18 protein-coding genes are annotated in these 18813 nt (G+C 69.8%); 3 read left to right on the forward strand and 15 right to left on the reverse strand.

What is annotated here, in order from left to right:
• Positions 1 to 39: 39 nt before the first annotated feature.
• From M1203_RS06370 to M1203_RS06400, 7 genes are all read right to left on the reverse strand, one after another.
• Positions 40 to 987, reverse strand: a complete 948-nt coding sequence (locus M1203_RS06370; protein WP_249948547.1) for an STM4015 family protein — start codon at positions 985 to 987, stop codon at positions 40 to 42.
• A 151-nt stretch (positions 988 to 1138) separates the two neighbouring features.
• Positions 1139 to 2128, reverse strand: coding sequence for a porphobilinogen synthase (hemB, locus tag M1203_RS06375; protein ID WP_249948476.1), 990 nt, complete (start codon positions 2126 to 2128; stop codon positions 1139 to 1141).
• A 221-nt stretch (positions 2129 to 2349) separates the two neighbouring features.
• Entirely contained in the window at positions 2350 to 4008 is a 1659-nt protein-coding gene (locus M1203_RS06380) for a bifunctional uroporphyrinogen-III C-methyltransferase/uroporphyrinogen-III synthase (protein ID WP_249948477.1), read from the reverse strand.
• A complete protein-coding gene (hemC, locus tag M1203_RS06385; protein ID WP_249948478.1) occupies positions 4005 to 4982 on the reverse strand; it encodes a hydroxymethylbilane synthase in 978 nt (325 codons plus the stop codon). Before hemC ends, M1203_RS06380 begins: the two co-directional genes overlap by 4 nt.
• Complete coding sequence (locus M1203_RS06390; RefSeq protein WP_249948479.1) at positions 4979 to 6334, reverse strand: glutamyl-tRNA reductase; 1356 nt, start codon at positions 6332 to 6334, stop codon at positions 4979 to 4981. The genes hemC and M1203_RS06390 overlap by 4 nt, the downstream gene beginning before the upstream one ends.
• The gene (locus tag M1203_RS06395; RefSeq protein ID WP_249948480.1) at positions 6331 to 7158 is read right to left on the reverse strand and encodes a redox-sensing transcriptional repressor Rex; all 828 of its coding nucleotides are present in this window, start codon (positions 7156 to 7158) and stop codon (positions 6331 to 6333) included. The genes M1203_RS06390 and M1203_RS06395 overlap by 4 nt, the downstream gene beginning before the upstream one ends.
• Positions 7159 to 7523: 365 nt before the next feature.
• The gene (locus M1203_RS06400; protein ID WP_249948481.1) at positions 7524 to 7802 is read right to left on the reverse strand and encodes a glutaredoxin family protein; all 279 of its coding nucleotides are present in this window, start codon (positions 7800 to 7802) and stop codon (positions 7524 to 7526) included.
• Positions 7803 to 7960: 158 nt separating this feature from the next.
• On the opposite strand from M1203_RS06400, the gene M1203_RS06405 reads away from it, so the two are divergent.
• The 3 genes from M1203_RS06405 (at position 7961) to M1203_RS06415 (ending at position 11586) form a co-directional block, all read left to right on the forward strand.
• Positions 7961 to 8905: an HAD family phosphatase gene (locus M1203_RS06405; protein ID WP_249948482.1), complete on the forward strand. Its 945-nt coding sequence runs from the start codon at positions 7961 to 7963 to the stop codon at positions 8903 to 8905.
• Positions 8906 to 9290: 385 nt separating this feature from the next.
• On the forward strand, positions 9291 to 10085 hold the full coding sequence (locus tag M1203_RS06410; RefSeq protein ID WP_249948483.1) for an ECF subfamily RNA polymerase sigma factor, BldN family: 795 nt from the start codon (positions 9291 to 9293) through the stop codon (positions 10083 to 10085).
• Between the two features lie 277 nt (positions 10086 to 10362).
• Entirely contained in the window at positions 10363 to 11586 is a 1224-nt protein-coding gene (locus tag M1203_RS06415; RefSeq protein ID WP_249948484.1) for a DUF5667 domain-containing protein, read from the forward strand.
• A gap of 133 nt (positions 11587 to 11719) precedes the next feature.
• Here M1203_RS06415 and M1203_RS06420 read toward each other — a convergent pair whose 3' ends face one another.
• The 8 genes from M1203_RS06420 to M1203_RS06455 form a co-directional block, all read right to left on the reverse strand.
• A complete protein-coding gene (locus M1203_RS06420; protein WP_249948485.1) occupies positions 11720 to 12775 on the reverse strand; it encodes a lysophospholipid acyltransferase family protein in 1056 nt (351 codons plus the stop codon).
• A gap of 1 nt (position 12776) precedes the next feature.
• Positions 12777 to 13814 (reverse strand): NAD-dependent epimerase/dehydratase family protein, encoded by a 1038-nt coding sequence (locus tag M1203_RS06425; protein WP_249948486.1) that lies wholly within the window; start codon positions 13812 to 13814, stop codon positions 12777 to 12779.
• A gap of 161 nt (positions 13815 to 13975) precedes the next feature.
• Positions 13976 to 14074: a 30S ribosomal protein bS22 gene (locus M1203_RS06430; protein ID WP_003948845.1), complete on the reverse strand. Its 99-nt coding sequence runs from the start codon at positions 14072 to 14074 to the stop codon at positions 13976 to 13978.
• Positions 14075 to 14261: 187 nt separating this feature from the next.
• Positions 14262 to 14474 carry a helix-turn-helix domain-containing protein gene (locus M1203_RS06435; RefSeq protein ID WP_014046653.1) on the reverse strand — a complete coding sequence of 71 codons (213 nt, stop codon included), beginning with the start codon at positions 14472 to 14474 and terminating at the stop codon, positions 14262 to 14264.
• A 128-nt stretch (positions 14475 to 14602) separates the two neighbouring features.
• Positions 14603 to 15418 (reverse strand): phosphatase, encoded by an 816-nt coding sequence (locus M1203_RS06440; protein WP_249948487.1) that lies wholly within the window; start codon positions 15416 to 15418, stop codon positions 14603 to 14605.
• Positions 15419 to 15593: 175 nt separating this feature from the next.
• Positions 15594 to 16766: an acetoin utilization protein AcuC gene (locus tag M1203_RS06445; protein WP_249948488.1), complete on the reverse strand. Its 1173-nt coding sequence runs from the start codon at positions 16764 to 16766 to the stop codon at positions 15594 to 15596.
• Positions 16735 to 17940, reverse strand: coding sequence for an MFS transporter (locus tag M1203_RS06450; RefSeq protein WP_249948489.1), 1206 nt, complete (start codon positions 17938 to 17940; stop codon positions 16735 to 16737). Before M1203_RS06450 ends, M1203_RS06445 begins: the two co-directional genes overlap by 32 nt.
• Before the next feature lie 115 nt (positions 17941 to 18055).
• Complete coding sequence (locus tag M1203_RS06455) at positions 18056 to 18700, reverse strand: HAD family phosphatase (RefSeq protein ID WP_249948490.1); 645 nt, start codon at positions 18698 to 18700, stop codon at positions 18056 to 18058.
• Between the last annotated feature and the right edge of the window lie 113 nt (positions 18701 to 18813).

The raw sequence follows: 18813 nt of genomic DNA on the forward strand, positions 1-18813 counted from the left end.
GCCCGGAGCGGGTACGGCGGCGAGGATCAGACATGGCGATCATTCGGCCACCGCGATGTAACGGCCGCCGTTGCCGAACTCCTCACCGGCGCCCGCCCATTCACCCCATTCGTCCTCGTCCGCCTCGTTCCTCCCGCACAGGTTCACCCGGACCCCGGCGGGCTCCAGCGCCGTCCATATCCGCAGCATCATGGCGTGGCTGAGGAAGTGGTGGGAGAGATCGAGTTCCTTGAGGTGGGTGAGCGGCTGCCCGTGCAGCAGCGCCTCCCCGCCCTCGTCGGAGAGCGTGCCCATGGACAGGCTCAATGAGGTGAGTCGCGGCACGACCGGCGCGGAGGCGGTCGCGGCGGCCAGCTCGTCCTGGATGGGGCTGTTCTGCAGGCCCAAGTGGCGCAGAGCGGGCTTGCGTTCACCGGCGAGGAGCGGGGCGAGCTGCTCGACGGTGGTGCCGCCGCCGTACTCGTCGTCTCCCAGCCACAGCTCCAGCCGCTCCAGCGAGGGCAGATCGGCGGCGGCGATGTGCGCCGCCGCCTCGGGAGGCAGCCCGCCGGACTCGACGCGCAGCACCCGCAGCCCCGCGTGACCTGTCACGGGAAAGTCCAGCCCGTCCCCGCCGCGAACGGCCAGCTCCCGCAGACCGGGGAACGCCTCCAGCAGCGGTGCGAGATCGGACTGCCCTATCGAGGAGATCATCTCCTCCTCGTCCTCCAGGTCACCGAGGAAGAGCGCTTCGAGGCCGACCAGCCGGGAACTCAGGTCGATGAGGAGCTGGTCGGGCATGTAGTGCGCGCCATGGCCGAGGACCAGCGCCCGTACCTTCTCCAGCTCCACCGTGCTGGTGAAGCGGTCCCAGTAGTCCTCGTCGGACGTGTACGGCCCGGTCCGCAGGCACCAGGCGACGGAGGCGGCGTCGGGCAGCTCCGTGGCGCGGGTGTACGGCGGAACGGTCAGTACGGGCAGGCCATGGAAGTGCTCGACGTGGTGCACGTAGGACAAGGGGGCTCCCGAGGTTCTTGGGGCCGGTATCGGTGCGCCCTGTTCTACCAGCGGCCACCGACAGCCCGGCCCCACATCCCGGCCCCGGAGCCCGCCCCAACCCGGAGCCCCGGTCCCACAGCCCGACCCCACAACCCCGGCGTCAGAGCTTCCCCGCCACCTCGGTCGCCCAGTACGTCAGGATCATGTTCGCCCCGGCGCGCTTGACGCCGGTCAGGGTCTCCATGATCGCCGCGTCGCGGTCGATCCAGCCCTTCTCGGCCGCCGCCTCGACCATCGCGAACTCGCCGGAGATCTGGTACGCGGCGACCGGCACGTCCACCTCGGCCGCGATGCGCGCCAGGATGTCCAGATACGGCAGCGCGGGCTTGACCATCACCATGTCGGCGCCCTCTTCGAGGTCGAGCGCCAGCTCGCGCAGGGACTCCCGGGCGTTGGCCGGGTCCTGCTGGTAGGTCTTGCGGTCGCCCTTCAGCGCGGAGCCGACGGCCTCCCGGAACGGGCCGTAGAACGCCGACGAGTACTTCGCGGTGTACGCGAGGATCGACACGTCCTCCCTGCCGATCGTGTCGAGCGCGTCGCGTGTGACACCGATCTGGCCGTCCATCATGCCGCTGGCGCCCACCACATGGGCGCCCGCGTCGGCCTGGACCTGGGCCATCTCGGCGTACCGCTCCAGGGTCGCGTCATTGTCGACCCGCCCCAGGCTGTCCAGCACCCCGCAGTGGCCGTGGTCGGTGAACTCGTCCAGACACAGGTCGGACATGACGACCAGGTCGTCACCGACCTCTTCCCGTACGGCGCGGATCCCGGCCTGGAGGATTCCGTCCGGGTCGGTGCCCGCCGTACCCGTCGCGTCCTTCTTGGCCTCCTCGGGGACGCCGAAGAGCATGATCCCGGAGACGCCGGCCGAGGCCGCCTCCACCGCCGCCTTGCGCAGCGTGTCCAGCGTGTGCTGGACGACGCCGGGCATCGAGGAGATGGGAACGGGCCGGCTGATGCCCTCGCGTACGAACGCGGGAAGGATGAGATCCGCCGGGTGCAGCCGGGTCTCGGCCACCATCCGTCGCATCACCGGGTTCACCCGCAGCCGCCGGGGCCGCGAGGCGGGGAAGGATCCGTGCACAGTCATCGTCAGTCGCCTCTTGGGTCTGGTCTGCTGCTTCGTCGGGGCCCGGCCGGCCGTCGGACCACCTTCGACCATAAACCCGGCATCCCCGCCCCTTTACCGACACCGCGACCGGGAAACCGACGACGGAACGCGGAAACGACGGCGGGGCCCGGCCGCTCCGGCGACCCGGCCCCACTTCGTTCAACGCCCCCGCCCCCGCCCGGCACGCGGGCGTACACGTCTCAGGTCGTACGGCGCCTACGGCTGCCCGGCCTGCGCTCGCTCGGCCGCGTGACCGTTTCGCCTGCCTCCTTCGCTGCCTCACGGCGCTGCGTGCCGAACGCGGCCAGCGCCTCGGCCAGCTTGTGCACCGACGGCTCCGGCGAGAGGACGTCCACACGCAGCCCGTGCTCCTCGGCGGTCTTCGCCGTCGCGGGGCCGATACACGCGATCACCGTCACGTTGTGCGGCTTGCCCGCGATACCGACCAGGTTCCGCACGGTCGAGGACGAGGTGAAGAGCACGGCGTCGAAGCCGCCGCCCTTGATCGCCTCACGGGTCTCGGCCGGCGGCGGCGACGCGCGCACCGTGCGGTACGCGGTGACGTCGTCGACCTCCCAGCCCAGCTCGATCAGCCCCGCCACCAGCGTCTCGGTGGCGATGTCGGCGCGCGGCAGGAACACCCGGTCGATCGGGTCGAAGACCGGGTCGTACGGCGGCCAGTCCTCCAGCAGCCCGGCCGCCGACTGCTCGCCGGACGGCACCAGGTCGGGCTTGACGCCGAAGTCCACGAGCGACGCGGCGGTCTGCTCGCCCACCGCGGCGACCTTGATCCCGGCGAAGGCGCGGGCGTCGAGCCCGTACTCCTCGAACTTCTCCCGTACCGCCTTCACCGCGTTGACCGAGGTGAACGCGATCCACTCGTAGCGGCCGGTGACCAGGCCCTTGACCGCGCGCTCCATCTGCTGGGGCGTGCGCGGGGGCTCGACCGCGATGGTCGGGACCTCGTGCGGGACCGCGCCGTACGACCTGAGCTGGTCGGAGAGCGACGCGGCCTGCTCCTTCGTCCGCGGGACGAGCACCTTCCAGCCGAACAGGGGCTTGGACTCGAACCACGCGAGCTGGTCACGCTGTGCGGCGGCGCTGCGCTCACCGACCACGGCTATGACGGGCTGGTGTCCCTCCGGGGAGGGCAGCACCTTCGCCTGCTTCAGAATCTGCGCGATGGTGCCGAGCGTGGCGTTCCAGGTGCGCTGACGGGTGGTCGTACCGGCGACGGTGACGGTCATCGGGGTGTCCGGCTTGCGGCCGGCCGCGACCAGTTCACCGGCGGCGCTCGCGACCGAGTCCAGGGTGGTGGAGACGACGACCGTGCCGTCGCTCGCGCCGAGCTCGGTCCAGCACCGCTCACCGGCGGTCCTGGCGTCCACGAGCCGTACGTCCGTGCCCTGCGCGTCGCGCAGCGGTACCCCGGCGTACGCCGGCACACCGACCGCGGCCGCGATGCCGGGGACGACTTCGAAGGGAATGCCCGCGGTGGCGCAGGCGAACATCTCCGTGCCCGCGTCGCCGTCCAGCCCCGGGTCACCGGAGACCGCACGCACGACCCGCTTGCCGCCCCGCGCGGCCTCCATGACAAGATTGGCCGCATCCCGGATCGCGGGGATCCCGGCGGCTGCTGACACATCGTCAACAACCGTCAGCGCAGGGGTGTGCACACCCGCCCTGGCGTGGCCGCGTACGACTTCGAGCACATCAGGCTCGGCAATCAGTACATCCGCCCCCGCGAGCGCCTCGACGGCGCGGAGTGTCAGCAGACCCGGATCTCCGGGTCCGGCACCGAGGAAGGTGACGTGCCCCGATGCGGAGCAGGCTGGAAGGTCAGAGGTGGTGGGGCTCAAAGTGCTCGCTCCCCCATAAGACCGGCCGCACCCTTGGCGAGCATCTCGGACGCGAGTTCGCGACCGAGCGCGATGGCGTCGCCGTGCGACGTGGGTACGGGACCGGTGGTGGACAGCTGCACCAGCGTCGAGCCGTCGGTCGTGCCGACGACGCCGCGCAGGCGCATTTCGTTGACAACCTGTCCGTCGGCCAGCAGGTCGGCCAACGCACCCACGGGTGCGCTGCAGCCGGCCTCCAGGGCGGCGAGCAGGGAACGCTCGGCGGTCACGGCGGCCCGGGTGTACGGGTCGTCGAGCTCGGCGAGCACTGCGGCGAGGTCCACGTTGACCGCGGCGCACTCGACAGCAAGGGCCCCCTGGCCGGGGGCGGGCAGGACCGTGTCGACCGACAGGAACTCGGTCACCTCGTCGATCCGGCCGATGCGGTGAAGCCCGGCGGCGGCGAGCACGACTGCGTCGAGCTCCCCGTCGCTGACATAGCCGATCCGCGTGTCGATGTTCCCGCGGATCGGTACGGTTTCGATGGTGCGGCCGTGGTTGCGCGCGTACGCGTTGAGCTGCGCCATCCGGCGCGGCGACCCCGTACCGACCCGGGCGCCCGCCGGCAGCCGCTCGAAGGCCAGCCCGTCGCGCGCGATCAGCACGTCCCGGGGGTCCTCGCGGCGCGGCACGGCGGCCAGCGTCAGATCGTCGGGCTGGGTCGTCGGCAGATCCTTGAGGGAGTGCACGGCGAAGTCGACCTCGCCCGCCAGCAGCGCGTCACGCAGCGCGGTGACGAAGACGCCCGTGCCGCCGATCTGCGCGAGATGCTCGCGGGAGGTGTCGCCGTACGTGGTGATCTCGACCAGCTCGACCGGCCGGCCGGTCAGCTCCCGCACGGCGTCCGCCACCTGGCCGGACTGTGCCATGGCGAGCTTGCTGCGCCTGGTTCCGAGCCTCAGCGGCTTCTCGGTCCTCAGTGCCTTCTCGGTCATACTCGCCCTCTGCCTACACCGTCGGTGTCATTCAGGTCGGCCCGGCTGACGGCGGCGACCGTCTGCGGGTCGAGGTCGAAGAGTTCGCGCAGCGCGTCCGCGTACCCGGCGCCGCCGGGCTCGCCTGCCAGCTGCTTGACCCGCACGGTGGGCGCGTGCAGGAGTTTGTCGACGACGCGGCGCACGGTCCTGGTGATCTCGGCGCGCTGCTTGTCGTCAAGACCCGGGAGCCTGCCTTCGAGGCGCGCGACCTCGCTGCTCACCACATCGGCGGCCATGGCGCGCAGCGCGACCACGGTCGGTGTGATGTGAGCGGCGCGCTGGGCGGCGCCGAAGGCCGCCACCTCGTCCGAGACGATCGTGCGCACCTGATCGACATCGGCGGCCATGGGGGCGTCGGCGGACGCCTCGGCCAGCGACTCGATGTCCACGAACCGCACCCCGCCGAGGCGGTGCACGGCGGCGTCTATGTCCCGGGGCATGGCGAGGTCGAGCAGGGCCAGCTGGGTCGTACGGCGGTGCAGCGCCGTCTCGACGGCGCCGTAGGTCAGCACCAGACCGGTCGCGCCCGTGCAGGAGACGACCACATCGGCGCGGGGCAGCTCGTCGGCGAGGGCGTTCATGTCCACGGCGCGCGCGAGGACGCCCGTCGAGCCTGGCTCGGTCAGGATCTGTACGAGCCGGTCGGCGCGCGCGGCCGTGCGGTTGGCGATGACGATCTCGTCGACGCCGAGGCGCGCGAGTGTCGCGGCGGCCAGCGAGGACATCGAGCCCGCGCCGATCACCAGCGCGCGCTTCTTCTTGGCCCAGGCGTCCACGGCCGCGCCGGCCGCGAGCTGTTCGAGGCCGAAGGTGACCAGCGACTGCCCGGCCCGGTCGATCCCGGTCTCGCTGTGGGCGCGCTTGCCGACCCGCAGGGCCTGCTGGAAGAGATCGTTGAGCAGCCGGCCGGCGGTGTGCAGCTCCTGCCCCAGCGCCAGCGCGTCCTTGATCTGTCCGAGGATCTGGCCCTCGCCGACAACCATCGAGTCCAGCCCGCAGGCCACCGAGAACAGATGGTGGACGGCCCGGTCCTCGTAGTGCACATAGAGATACGGGGTGAGCTCCTCCAGGCCGACGCCGCTGTGCCGGGCGAGGAGCGTGGACAGCTCGGCGACCCCGGCGTGGAACTTGTCGACGTCGGCGTACAGCTCTATGCGGTTGCAGGTGGCGAGGACCGCGGCCTCGGTCGCGGGCTCCGCGGCGAGCGAGTCCTGCAACAGCTTGATCTGTGTGTCGGTGGCAAGGGAGGCCCGCTCCAGCACACTCACGGGTGCGCTGCGATGGCTCACTCCGACGACCAGGAGGCTCATGCCGGCATCACCGCGGGGACGTCCCCGTCGGGTCCCTTCCGGTTCACGGCGCCGCCGCCCGTCTCCGGCGCGTCCGCATCCGTGGCGCTCATGTCCACGGCGTCCACGGCGTCCACCGCGCCCCCGCGCTCGGCGGCCGACGCCGCTTCCGCGGCGGCCCCCTCACCGGCCTTGCGCTGCTCGTGGAAGGCGAGGATCTGCAGCTCGATGGAGAGGTCGACCTTGCGTACGTCCACGCCGTCGGGCACCGAGAGCACCGTCGGCGCGAAGTTGAGGATGGAGGTCACACCGGCGGCGACCAGCCGCTCGCAGACCTGCTGCGCGGCGCCCGCGGGGGTCGCGATGACCCCGATCGAGACGCCGTTGTCGGTGATGATCTTCTCCAGCTCGTCCGTGTGCTGGACCGGCATCCCGGCGACCGGCTTGCCCGCCATCGCGGGATCGGCGTCTATCAGCGCGGCCACCCGGAACCCGCGGGAGGCGAATCCGCCGTAGTTGGCGAGCGCGGCGCCGAGGTTACCGATACCGACGATGACGACCGGCCAGTCCTGCGTCAGCCCCAGCTCGCGGGAGATCTGGTAGACGAGATACTCGACGTCGTAGCCCACACCGCGCGTCCCGTAGGAGCCGAGATAGGAGAAGTCCTTCCGCAGCTTGGCGGAGTTGACCCCGGCCGCGGTCGCGAGCTCTTCGGAGGAGACCGTGGGTACGGAACGCTCGGACAGAGCGGTCAGCGCCCGCAGATACAGCGGAAGCCTGGCGACGGTGGCCTCGGGGATTCCTCGGCTACGGGTCGCCGGTCGGTGAGTTCGGCCAGTTGCCACGGTGCTCCTGCGGGATGAGCGAGGCTGCAGGCGGTCGTATGTCCCTGGACCGCCCCGTCGAATGCAGGTTATGTCTTTGTGAACGCGTGCACAAAGATTGTGTCCGCTTTGTCCGAGCAAAGTGACCGGGGTCACGCGCCTCGATCCCGTGATGACGGAACCGGCGACCACGTCAACCCGTTGCACACACGAAGGGGGCAAAACCGCACACACTCCTCAACGAATACGCCCCCGAGACCGCTCCCCTGTCCTCCCGGGACCGATCCCCGGACGCCCGGCGCCACCTCGGGGCCACTCTCGCGGTCCGGACCATGATCACCAGGGAAAACCCAGCAAAGCGCCCACGATGGTAACCGCCTTTCCCTTCAGCCCCCCAGTTCGCGGCGGAGCCGATCGGCGTCGACTCGCCAGAAGGTGTGCTGCTCCCCGTCCACCAGGACAACCGGAATCTGCTCCCAGTACGCGCGATGCAGCTCTTCGTCATGCGTAATATCCTTTTCCTCCCATGATGCTCCGGTCTCCGCGCACACCTTTTCGACCACGGCGCGGGCGTCGTCACAGAGATGGCACCCGGGTTTCGAGACGAGCGTCACCATCCGCTCGGCGGCCTTCTTCTTCGTCATACGTCGCAGCAGAGGACTCATGCGGCTATTCTCCGCCCGCGCCGGACGCGGTGGCGCCGGCCATCCACAGCCGGGACCGGATCACACGATCAGCGGATTAACGCACCGGCCGTGGAGAGTTCACTCCACGGCATCCCCACGCGTCGGGAAGTACCGAACAGACTGGCTATGCTCACGATATGGCCGCACTGGGATGGCTCACCCCCCGTAAGCGCTCCGCCACCGCACGGAGCGTGCTCGCAGGCGAGGCCGCAGCCGAGGCAGGACTCAGGTCCACACAGGAGTCGCACGCGGCGTCGGAGGCCGAAGCCGCCGCCACGGCGGACAAGGTGCCCGACTTCCCCGTCTTCGGGGACAACCGCGCCGCCGCCTTCTTCGATCTCGACAACACCGTGATGCAGGGCGCCGCGATCTTCCATCTCGGCCGCGGCCTGTACAAGCGGAAGTTCTTCCAGCGCCGCGAACTCGCCCGGTTCGCCTGGCAGCAGGCCTGGTTCCGGGTGGCCGGGGTCGAGGACCCCGAGCACATGCAGGACGCCCGCGACAGCGCCCTGTCCATCGTCAAGGGCCACCGGGTCTCCGAGCTGATGTCCATCGGCGAGGAGGTCTACGACGAGTACATGGCCGACCGGATCTGGCCGGGCACCCGCGCGCTCGCCCAGGCCCACCTGGACGCGGGGCAGCAGGTCTGGCTGGTGACGGCGGCGCCCGTCGAGACCGCGACGATCATCGCCCGCCGGCTCGGCCTGACCGGCGCCCTCGGCACCGTCGCCGAATCCATCGACGGCGTCTACACCGGCAAGCTCGTCGGCGAACCGCTGCACGGCCCCGCGAAGGCCGAGGCCGTCCGCGCCCTGGCCGCCGCCGAGGGCTTCGACCTGGACCGCTGCGCGGCGTACAGCGACTCGCACAACGACATCCCGATGCTCTCGCTGGTCGGACACCCGTACGCCATCAATCCGGACACCAAGCTCCGCAAGCACGCGCGCCGGCTGGACTGGCGGCTGCGCGACTACCGGACCGGCCGCAAGGCGGCCAAGGTCGGCATCCCGGCGGCGGCCGGAGTCGGCGCCCTCGCGGGCGGCACGGCCGCCGCGGTCGCCCTGCACCGCCGCCGCCGCTGACCCGCCGCGCCGGTCCGACCCGGTCCGACCCGATCCGCCCGCAACGAGAGACACGCCCGGGAGACACGCCGCCGGGCGACAAATCGACACGTACGGCCCTGCGGGATTCCCCGCAGGGCCGTACGTACATCCGTCACTCAGGCACAACCCAGCGCGAGAGCAGACAGATCTTGACGCAATCCGATCAGTAAATGGTCACGATGTGCGACTAGATACGCCGCTTAGGCGTCATGGAAGCGACGTAATCGATGATTTGAGCAACTGGGTGTAGCACTGCCTGTACGAAGCGTTATTCTCCTCAGACGCATACCGGACCCCACACGTCGCCACGACGAGTGAACGGTCCCGCACTGCACGTGATGGAAGCTCTGCCTCTGGGAGTCCCGTGTACCCACACGTCGGGGTTGACGCCTCGGGCCTGGCTACGCTGCGCGCAACGGTCATCGACCACTTGCGCGGCTTCGTCCCCACCGCGTACGCCGTCCCCGCCCTCGCCGCACCGGCCCCTGCCGTGAGCGGCCCTATCGGTCCTTGTTATGCCCTGGCGAGCGGCGGTGCGGCGGTCGGCAGACGGGGGAGCCGAAGCAGCACCGCCGCCTCGACCACCGCCCGTCGGCCCAGCGCCGACAGCGACAGCGCCCGCATGATGGAACTCGTCGAGCGCGCCCAGGCCGGTGAGGCCGAGGCCTTCGGCCGGCTGTACGACCAGTACAGCGACACCGTCTACCGTTATATCTACTACCGCGTGGGCGGGAAGGCGACCGCGGAGGATCTCACCAGCGAGACGTTCCTGCGCGCCCTGCGCCGGATCTCCACCTTCACCTGGCAGGGGCGCGACTTCGGCGCCTGGCTGGTCACGATCGCCCGGAACCTGGTCGCGGACCATTTCAAATCGAGCCGTTTCCGACTCGAAGTGACCACGGGCGAAATGCTCGACGCCAACGAGGTGGAGCGCAGCCCGGAGGACTCCGTCCTGGAGTCCCTCTCGAACGCGGCGCTGCTCGAAGCCGTACGCAAGCTCAACCCGCAGCAGCAGGAGTGCGTCACACTGCGCTTCCTGCAAGGTCTCTCGGTCGCCGAGACGGCCCGCGTCATGGGCAAGAACGAAGGAGCGATCAAAACCTTGCAGTACCGAGCCGTACGAACACTGGCCCGGCTGTTGCCCGAAGACGCCCGCTGATCGCCGCTGTCCCCCCACCCTCCACCAGCCGGCCGTCCCCCCTCTGCCCACCCCCACCTCGGACCCAACTCACTGTCGGTGACGCCTCGATGACGCGCTGGTCCGATCATCCTTCGCGCGTAACCCATGTGCCGCGCCGCTCGTTGTGCGGGATGCAGGCTCCCTGCGGTCACGCCATGCCCGCAGCCACTCACTCAATCGTGTGGATGTGCTCAAGGCGTGCAACCTTCCGGACCCCCAGGGGAGTCGATCGTCATGACGAGAGGAGGTGCCGCCAGTGATCGCGAACGTTTCGGCACACCGGCGGGCGAACGCCTTCGCCCAGGCCCTGGAAGACCAGACGGTCCAGGGCGCGGCGGCCGAACAGCCCGCCGAGTCGGCCGAACCGGCCGAACAGGGGCGGCTGTTGGCCCTGGCGAGTGGTCTCGGTGAACTGCCGAAACCGACGCTGGACCCCGAGGTCAAAATGGTGCAACGGGCACAGCTCGTGGCAGCCATGGAGGCCATGCTGCTGGAGGGCACAGCCGCCGGGGGGGCGACTCCGGGCCCCACGGTGCCGGAGCAGCGCAAGTCCGGACGGGGCGCCCACCGGGCCTCCCGCCTCCGGAGATTGCGCCCCAGATCCCGCTGGTCCAAGGGCCTTGCGGCGGGCGGACTCACGGTCGGTGTGGCGGCGGGCGCCTTCGGCGGCGTCGCCGCCGCCAGCTCCGACGCCCTGCCCGGTGATTCGCTGTACGGGCTGAAACGAGGAATGGAGGACTTCAAGCTCAATCTGGCGGACGACGAGTCCGACCGCGGCGAGCTGTATCTGGACCACGCCTCGACCCGGCTCAGCGAGACCCGCCGGCTGATGGAGCGTGGCCGCTCCGGCCGGCTGGACCACGAATCCATGGGCGAGATCAGGCGCACGCTCAGCGGGATGAAGCACGACGCCACGGAGGGCCACCGCCTGCTCCATCAGGCATACGAACGGGACGGCTCGCTCGGCCCGATCGCCACCCTCTCGTCGTTCTCCGCCTCGCACCGCCAGGCCTGGAACGGGCTGCGCGAACGGCTGCCGGTCCAGCTGACGGACGTCGGCGACGAAGTCAGCTCGGTCTTCGACGCCATAGACGAAGAGGTCGCTCCGCTCCAGTCCCTGCTGCCGCGGCCACCGGAGAAGCAGACGGGAGCCACGCTTCCCGGCTCCACACCCGACTCCATCGGCTCCGGCCGTCCGAGCCATCCCTCGTCCCCCGCACCGAGCGAGGGCGGCGGAAGCGGCTCGCACACCAGCGACCGGCCCGACCCGTCCGCACCGGACTCGGACAGCGCGTCCGAGGAGGGCCTGCTCGGCGGTGGCACGGGCGGCCTGCTCGACCCGCCGCAGAGCAGCGCCACGCCGTCCCCGCCCGAGAACCAGGACAGCTCCGACCGTCCGGGACCGGACGTCACGATCCCGCCGCTGCTGCCGGATCTGCTGCCGGGACTCGGCTTCAAGGCCGAGGACACGGATCAGTGACCAGCAGTCGGTAACGGTCAGCGGCCGTACGGACGAGGGGCGGTGCTCCACCGGAGCACCGCCCCTCGTGCGTGCCCGCGTAGGCGCCCTCGTTCAGCAGAACTCAGCAGAGCTCGGCAGAACTCGGCGGAACTCAGAAGAACACCGACCGCCGCTGCACCAACAACTTGTAGAGGGTGTGCTGGATCTGCTCGCGGACCTGATCCGTCAGATTGAACATCAGCATCGGATCCTCCGCCGCCTCGGGCGGATAGCCGTCCGTCGGGATCGGCTCACCGAACTGGATCGTCCACTTCGTCGGCAGCGGCAGCATCCCCAGCGGTCCCAGCCAGGGGAACGTCGGTGTGATCGGAAAGTACGGCACGCCCAGCAGCCGGGCCAGCGTCCGCGAGTTGCCGATCATCGGATAGATCTCCTCGGCGCCCACGATCGAACACGGCACGATCGGCGCCCCCGCGCGCAGCGCCGTCGACACGAAGCCGCCCCGGCCGAACCGCTGAAGCTTGTACCGATCGCCGAACGGCTTGCCCAGCCCCTTGAAGCCCTCCGGCATCACCCCGACGACCTCGCCGCGCCGGAGCAGTATCTCGGCGTCCTCCGCGCACGCCAGGGTGTGCCCGGCCTTCCTCGCCAGCTCGTTGACCACGGGCAGCACAAAGACCAGATCGGCCGCGAGCAGCCGCAGATGCCGGTCCGCCGGATGGTTGTCGCGCACGGCGACCTGCATCATCAGCCCGTCCAGCGGCAGCGTCCCCGAGTGATTGGCCACCACGAGCGCCCCGCCGTCAGACGGGATGTTCTCGATGCCCTTCACCTCGACCCGGAAGTAGTTCTCGTAGAGCGGCCGGATCAACGCCATCAGGACCTGGTCGGTGAGTTCCTTGTCGTACCCGAACTCGTCGATGTCGTACTCGCCGGTGAGCCGTCGGCGCAGAAACGCCAGCCCGCCCGCGAGCCGCCGCTCCCAGCCGCCGTCGGGCGCCACTTCCACTTCCGGCTCCGATTCCGGCTCGGGCTCCGGTACGGGGGCCAGCGGTCCCGGCCCCGGCTCACGTACGGCACCCGACCCCGCCCCCGGCGCCTGCGAGCGCTTCGGAGAACCGTCCTTGGCGTGCTGCCGCCGGCCGCCGGCGGAGCCACGCCTCGACCTCGGTTCATCACCGAAGGGGATGACCTTGGCATCAGCCATGTCAGATGCGCTCCTTGCTGACGAGAGTGGAGAGCCGGTCGACAGTACGGGCCACCGCCTCGGGCGGCAGCAGAGCGGCACCCCGGGCGCGCGCGAAGTCCGCGAAGGCCTCCGCGGTCGTGAACCGCGGCACAAAGCCCAGTGTCTCGCGCATCTGGTCCGTGCTGACCACCCGGCCATGGGTCAGCAGCCTGATCTGTTCCGGCGCGAAGTCCGTCATACCGACCGTACGCAGCGCCGTACCGACCCAGGTCACGGCGGGCAGCGGAACGGGCACCGTGGGCCGCCCCAGCCGCCGTGAGCACTGCGAGAGCAGCAGCACACCCTCACCGGCCACATTGAAGGTCCCGCTGTTGAGCGTCCCGCGCCGCGGCTCGTCCGAGGCGATCAGCAGGATGTCGACCACATCGTCCTCATGGACGAACTGGAGCCGGGGGTCATAACCGAAGACGGTCGGCAGCATGGGCAGCGAGAGATATTCGGCGAGCGGCGAATCCGCCGCGGGCCCCAGGATATTCGCGAAGCGCAGCACACAGACCGCCACATCCGGTCTGCGGCGCGCGAACCCGCGTACGTACCCCTCGACCTCCACCGCGTCCTTGGCGAAGCCGCCGCTCGGCAGCGATTTGGGCGGTGTGGTCTCGGTGAAGATCGCCGGATCGCGGGGCGCGGAACCGTACACACTTGTACTGGACTTGACCACCAGCCGCTTCACCGTCGGCGACTTCTGGCAGGCGCCGAGCAGCTGCATCGTGCCGATGACATTGGTTTCCTTGACCGAGGCACGCCCGCCGGAGCCCAGCGGAGTGCCCGTCACATCCAGATGGACGACGGTGTCGACTCCGTGCTCGGCCAGAATCCGCGCGATAACCGGCTGCCGGATATCCGCGCGGACGAATTTCGCCCCGTCCAACTCATGCGCGGGTGGGACCGCGTCCACGGCGATGACCCGGTCCACCTCGGAATGGCGCTGAACACGCCGTACGAAACGGCCTCCGAGCTGACGGGCCGCTCCTGTCACGAGCACGACCTTGCCCAAGATCAGCGCCTTCCCCTGAAAGTCTCCGTGGCCGCCACCGTATCGGGTCGGTATCGCCCCGGCGTGACCGCACGACGCGCCACACCATTTCTTTGACCGGCAAACACCGCGGCCCTCCCACCATGTCGGTGGAAGGGCCGCGAATGCACGAACAGCTGCCGCTACTTCTTGTTGCGACGCTGAACGCGGGTGCGCTTGAGCAGCTTGCGGTGCTTCTTCTTGGCCATCCGCTTACGCCGCTTCTTGATAACAGAGCCCACGACTACCCTCGCTCACTTCTCTTCACTCGGTGCGGGGCGTCTGGGCCCACACGACCTACGTCGGCCTAGCCTACCCGCCGCCGAGTGAGGGACGTAATCCGAGGGACACCCGAGGTGATTCTCCCGGCGCCACGCACCCCGTCGCGACACGCGCCGCGACGGGGAACGAGCCGTACCGGTCTCGGCATCACGCAGACTCGACCCCCACAAATGACTCGCGGAGGTACTCGTGAACCGCTTGCTCCGGAACCCGGAATGACCTGCCCACCCGGATCGCCGGCAGATGACCGCTGTGCACCAAGCGGTACACGGTCATCTTCGACACTCGCATCACTGAGGCGACTTCCGCCACGGTAAGGAACTTGACCTCGTTGAGAGGCCTCTCGCTGCCAGCAGCCATGACCCACCTGTACCTTCCGCACGCGACGGCCACCGGCTTCCCCTCCGGTAACTCTTCGTCGCTGTGCGCTCACTCACCAGACTAGGGGCGGGTGATGCGAGTGGGGAAGAGGAGCAGCCTTCAGCCGCCTACTGTGACAGACACGCCCGATTGAGTACATAGCGCGTAAGCGGCCGGTAGTAATCAGACCGCACGGCGTCATCGAGGGGAACGGCGACGGACACCCGCCCCTCCGCCTCCCCGACGAACAGCGCGGGGTCGTCCGTATCGGCGAGACCGATGGCCTCAATGCCCAGCTGACCTGCCCCGCAGACCCAGCCGTGATCCCCCACGACCAGCTCGGGCAGCGGGCCCCCGGACTCCGCCACGCCCTCCAGAGCCACCCGGACCGGCAGTGGTGAATGGGTGTGCGCGCCGGTCTCGCGCCCGGCGCATCGCACGCCGGGCTCCCGCATCAGCGCGACTCCCCGTACGTAGTCAAGGTTGTACGTACGTACCCCGAACCGGGTCGTTATGTCGACAGATCGCCCCTGCGCGGGAGTGAGAACGAGACATCCCGCCGCCGACAAAGCGTCTGCGAGTCCCGCGTAGAACCCGAGCAGCCGATGCGGATGCCCCGTCCCGAGCAGCACCGGAGCCCTCCGCTCCGCCGCGGCTCCCAGCCGACCGGCGAACGCGTCCAGCGCGGTCAGCGTCCGCTCGGGGTCGATGACATCAGGACCCGACACATGATCGGAATCAGCGGAAACTCCACACTTGTCGGCCATGAGCCTGAGCAAGTCCTGCTCATTCCATGCCCATTCCGGATCGAGTCCGAGCATCACCCGCGGATCGCGTGCGGCGAAGAGACGGTAGCTGCGCAGACTCTCCTCCCGCGAGGTGGCCACGGGTCCGGCCAGCCTGGCCGCCAGCAGATGCGCCCGCAGCGCTCCGGTGCTCAACACCCGGTCGATCCTGCCGCTTACGGCACTCCGGCGGGCTGGAACCCCTGATTCACCGCACGGTTGGCGTAACGGCGGACCAGTGGACCGGCGACCCCGCACAACGGCGAACCGTCGAACAGGCGAACCGGCGAACCGTGACGGGAGGGAGCCGGGACCCGACGCGCCCCGCCGCCCGCTACGCCAGCAGCCCCCGCAGCGGGAACACCGCCTTGCGCGTCGCCAGCACCGCCTGGTCCAGCCGGTCCGCCGGATCGTATCCGGCCTCCCACGGCTGCCAGGCCGGCGTCCGCCCGTCCGTCATCCGCCCAGGACCCAGCTGCCGGGTCCGCGCGTACACCTCGTCCCGCCAGGACTCCGGCACCTCCGACAGCGGATCGATCGGCGCGTGCGCGGCGATCCCCACCAGATGCGTCCAGGACCGGGGCACCACATCGACGACCGCGTACCCGCCGCCGCCCAGCGCGACCCACCGCCCGCCGTCCACATACTCGTGCACCAGGTCATGGCAGGACGCCTGCACCGCACGCTGCGCGTCGAGCGACACCGCGAGATGCGCCAGCGGATCCTCGAAATGCGTATCCGCACCATGCTGTGTCACCAGCGCCTGCGGCCGGAAGTCCGCCAGCAGCTCGGGCACCACCGAGTGGAACGCCCGCAGCCAGCCCTCGTCCCCCGTCCCGGCCGGCAGCGCCACATTCACCGCGCTGCCCTCGCCCGCGCCGCCGCCGGTCTCCTCCGCCCAGCCGGTCCCCGGGAACAGCGTCCGCGGGTGCTCATGCAGAGACACCGTCAGCACCCGGGGGTCATCCCAGAACGCCGTCTGGACACCGTCCCCGTGATGCACATCCACATCGATGTACGCGACCCGCTCCGCGCCCAGCTCCAGAAGCCGCGCGATCGCGAGGGCCGCGTCGTTGTAGATACAGAACCCGGACGCCGCACCGGGCATGGCGTGATGCAGCCCGCCGGCGAAGTTCACGGCGTGCGCGGTCTCCCCGCGCCACACCGCCTCTGCCGCGCCGACCGACTGCCCGGCGATCAGCGCCGATGTCTCGTGCATCCCCGCGAAGGCCGGATCGTCCGGCGTGCCGAGGCCGTACGCCCCGTCGGCGCTGCGCGGATCCCGCGACACCCGCCGTACCGCGTCCACATACTCCTGCTGGTGGACGAGACGAAGCGTCGAATCCCCGGCGGCCGGCGCGGCCACCACGTCCGCCGCCCGATCCAGCCCGTACGCCCGCACCAACCCCATGGTCAGCACGAGCCGTACGGGATCCATCGGGTGGCTGGGCCCGAAGTCGTATCCCGTTACTGCGTCATCCCACATCAACCGTGCGCGGCCGCTCATGCCCGCCACCGTATCGGTCCTGCCGCTCTCCGAACGAGCGGGCGTACACGAGCGTCACCAAAACCATCACCATCGGTACGAGCATCGCGCCCCGGTAGCTCCACAGGTCCCCGACCGCTCCCACCAGCGGCGATCCGATCAGGAAACCCACGTAGTTGAAGATATTGAGCCGTGCCACGGCCGTGTCACTCGCGGCGGGAAACAGTCGCCCGGCCGCCGCGAACGTCTGCGGAACGATCACACACAGCCCGAGCCCGAGCATCGTGAACCCGACGATCCCCACCCAGGCGGCGGACGCCAGCGCCACCACCGCGAACCCGGCCCCCGCCAGCAGCGACCCGCACCGCACGACAGCCACGGGACCGAACCGCCGCACACCCAGATCCCCGACCGCACGCCCCAGCAGTGTGGTGACCATATAGGCGTTGTACGGAACGGTCGCCAGCTCCTCCGAGCCACCGAGGACGTCCTGGAGGTACTTGGCGCTCCAGTTCGACACGGTGGAGTCACCGATATACGCGAAGGCCATGACGAGACAGAGAGGCAGCAGCAGCTTGAACGCGACCGGCTTGCTCGCGGCACCCGCCGAACCGCCGGCCTCCGCCGGGCCGGCCTCCGCGTCCGCGTACCACCTGCTGCCGATCAGCGCGGCCGGCAACAGCACGGCCACCACCGGGAGATACGACACCAGCAGCGGCAGATCCCAGTGCGCACCGGCCCAGGCCAACGAGGCCCCGGCAATCCCACCGAGGCTGTACGCGGCGTGGAAACCGAGCATGATGCTCCGGCCGTACGCCCGCTGAAGACTCACCCCGAGCATGTTCATCGACGCGTCGAGCGCACCGACCGACAGCCCGAACGCCGCCAGCGCGATGCCGAGCTGCCACACCTCGCCACCGGCCGCGGCACCGAGAAGCGCCAGCAGTACGAGGGGCTGCGCCCAGCGCAACACCACCCCGGGCCGCACCCGCGCGACCATCTTCTCCGTGACGACACTGCCGACACCGGCGAGAACCGGCACGGCGGCGAGGAAGGCGGGGAGGAGCGCGTCGGATATCCCGTACCGGTCCTGGATGGCGGGGATACGCGTCACGAGCAGGGCAAAGGTCACCCCCTGGACGAAGAAGCCCAGCGCCAGAGAGAGCCGACCGTGCCGCAATCGCGCGTCTGTCATGGCGGGACAGCGTAGGACGCTCCTCTACCCATGGGTAGACAGATCACACAATGGAGCCCGCGACGGATTCCACGGCTGATTCCGAGGCGGATCCCACGGCGGATCCGGACACGGATCAGGCGAGCAGTCCCGGCAGTTCGGCCATGCTGCTGAAGTATCCGGTGGCGCCCGGGAGCCGGTCGGCCGGCGTCATCGACGTGAACGCGTACACATCCATGCCCGCGGCCCTGGCGGCCCGGACCCCGAGGGGACTGTCCTCCACCACCGCGCAGCGCTCGGGTGAGACACCCATGCGCTCGGCGGCATGGAGGAAAAGGTCGGGCGCGGGCTTGCCCCGCCCGACGTCCTGCGCGCTGAAGATGACGCTGTCCTCGAACCATCGGCTCAGCCCGGTCTTCCGATGCCCGACACGGATCCGCTCATGGCTCCCGGAGGAGGCGACACAGTAGGACACCCCGTCACCGGCCAGCTTCTCCAGCACCTCGGTCACACCGTCGACCGGCGCCAACTCCCGCTCGAAGGCGGCGAAGACACGGGCGTGCAAGGTGTCGTCGAAATCAGCGGGCAGAAGCTGACCGGTCCGCTCCTTCACCAGGTCATGGACGCGATGAACGGCGGCCCCCATGTAGTCCCGAAGGGAGTCCTCGTAGGAGGTGGGATGGCCGAGCTCGGTGAGATAGGCGGCCAGGATGGTGTTGGAGAGCGGCTCGCTGTCGACAAGGACGCCGTCATTGTCGAAGATGATCAATTCATAGCGCATATACCGAGCCTAATATGGGTCCTGAACGCAGGAATGCCCCGCACCAAAAGGTACGGGGCATTCCCACAATAATTGTTCGGCGGCGTCCTACTCTCCCACAGGGTCCCCCCTGC

Source organism: Streptomyces sp. 35G-GA-8 (assembly GCF_023534745.1).
GTDB lineage: Bacteria > Actinomycetota > Actinomycetes > Streptomycetales > Streptomycetaceae > Streptomyces.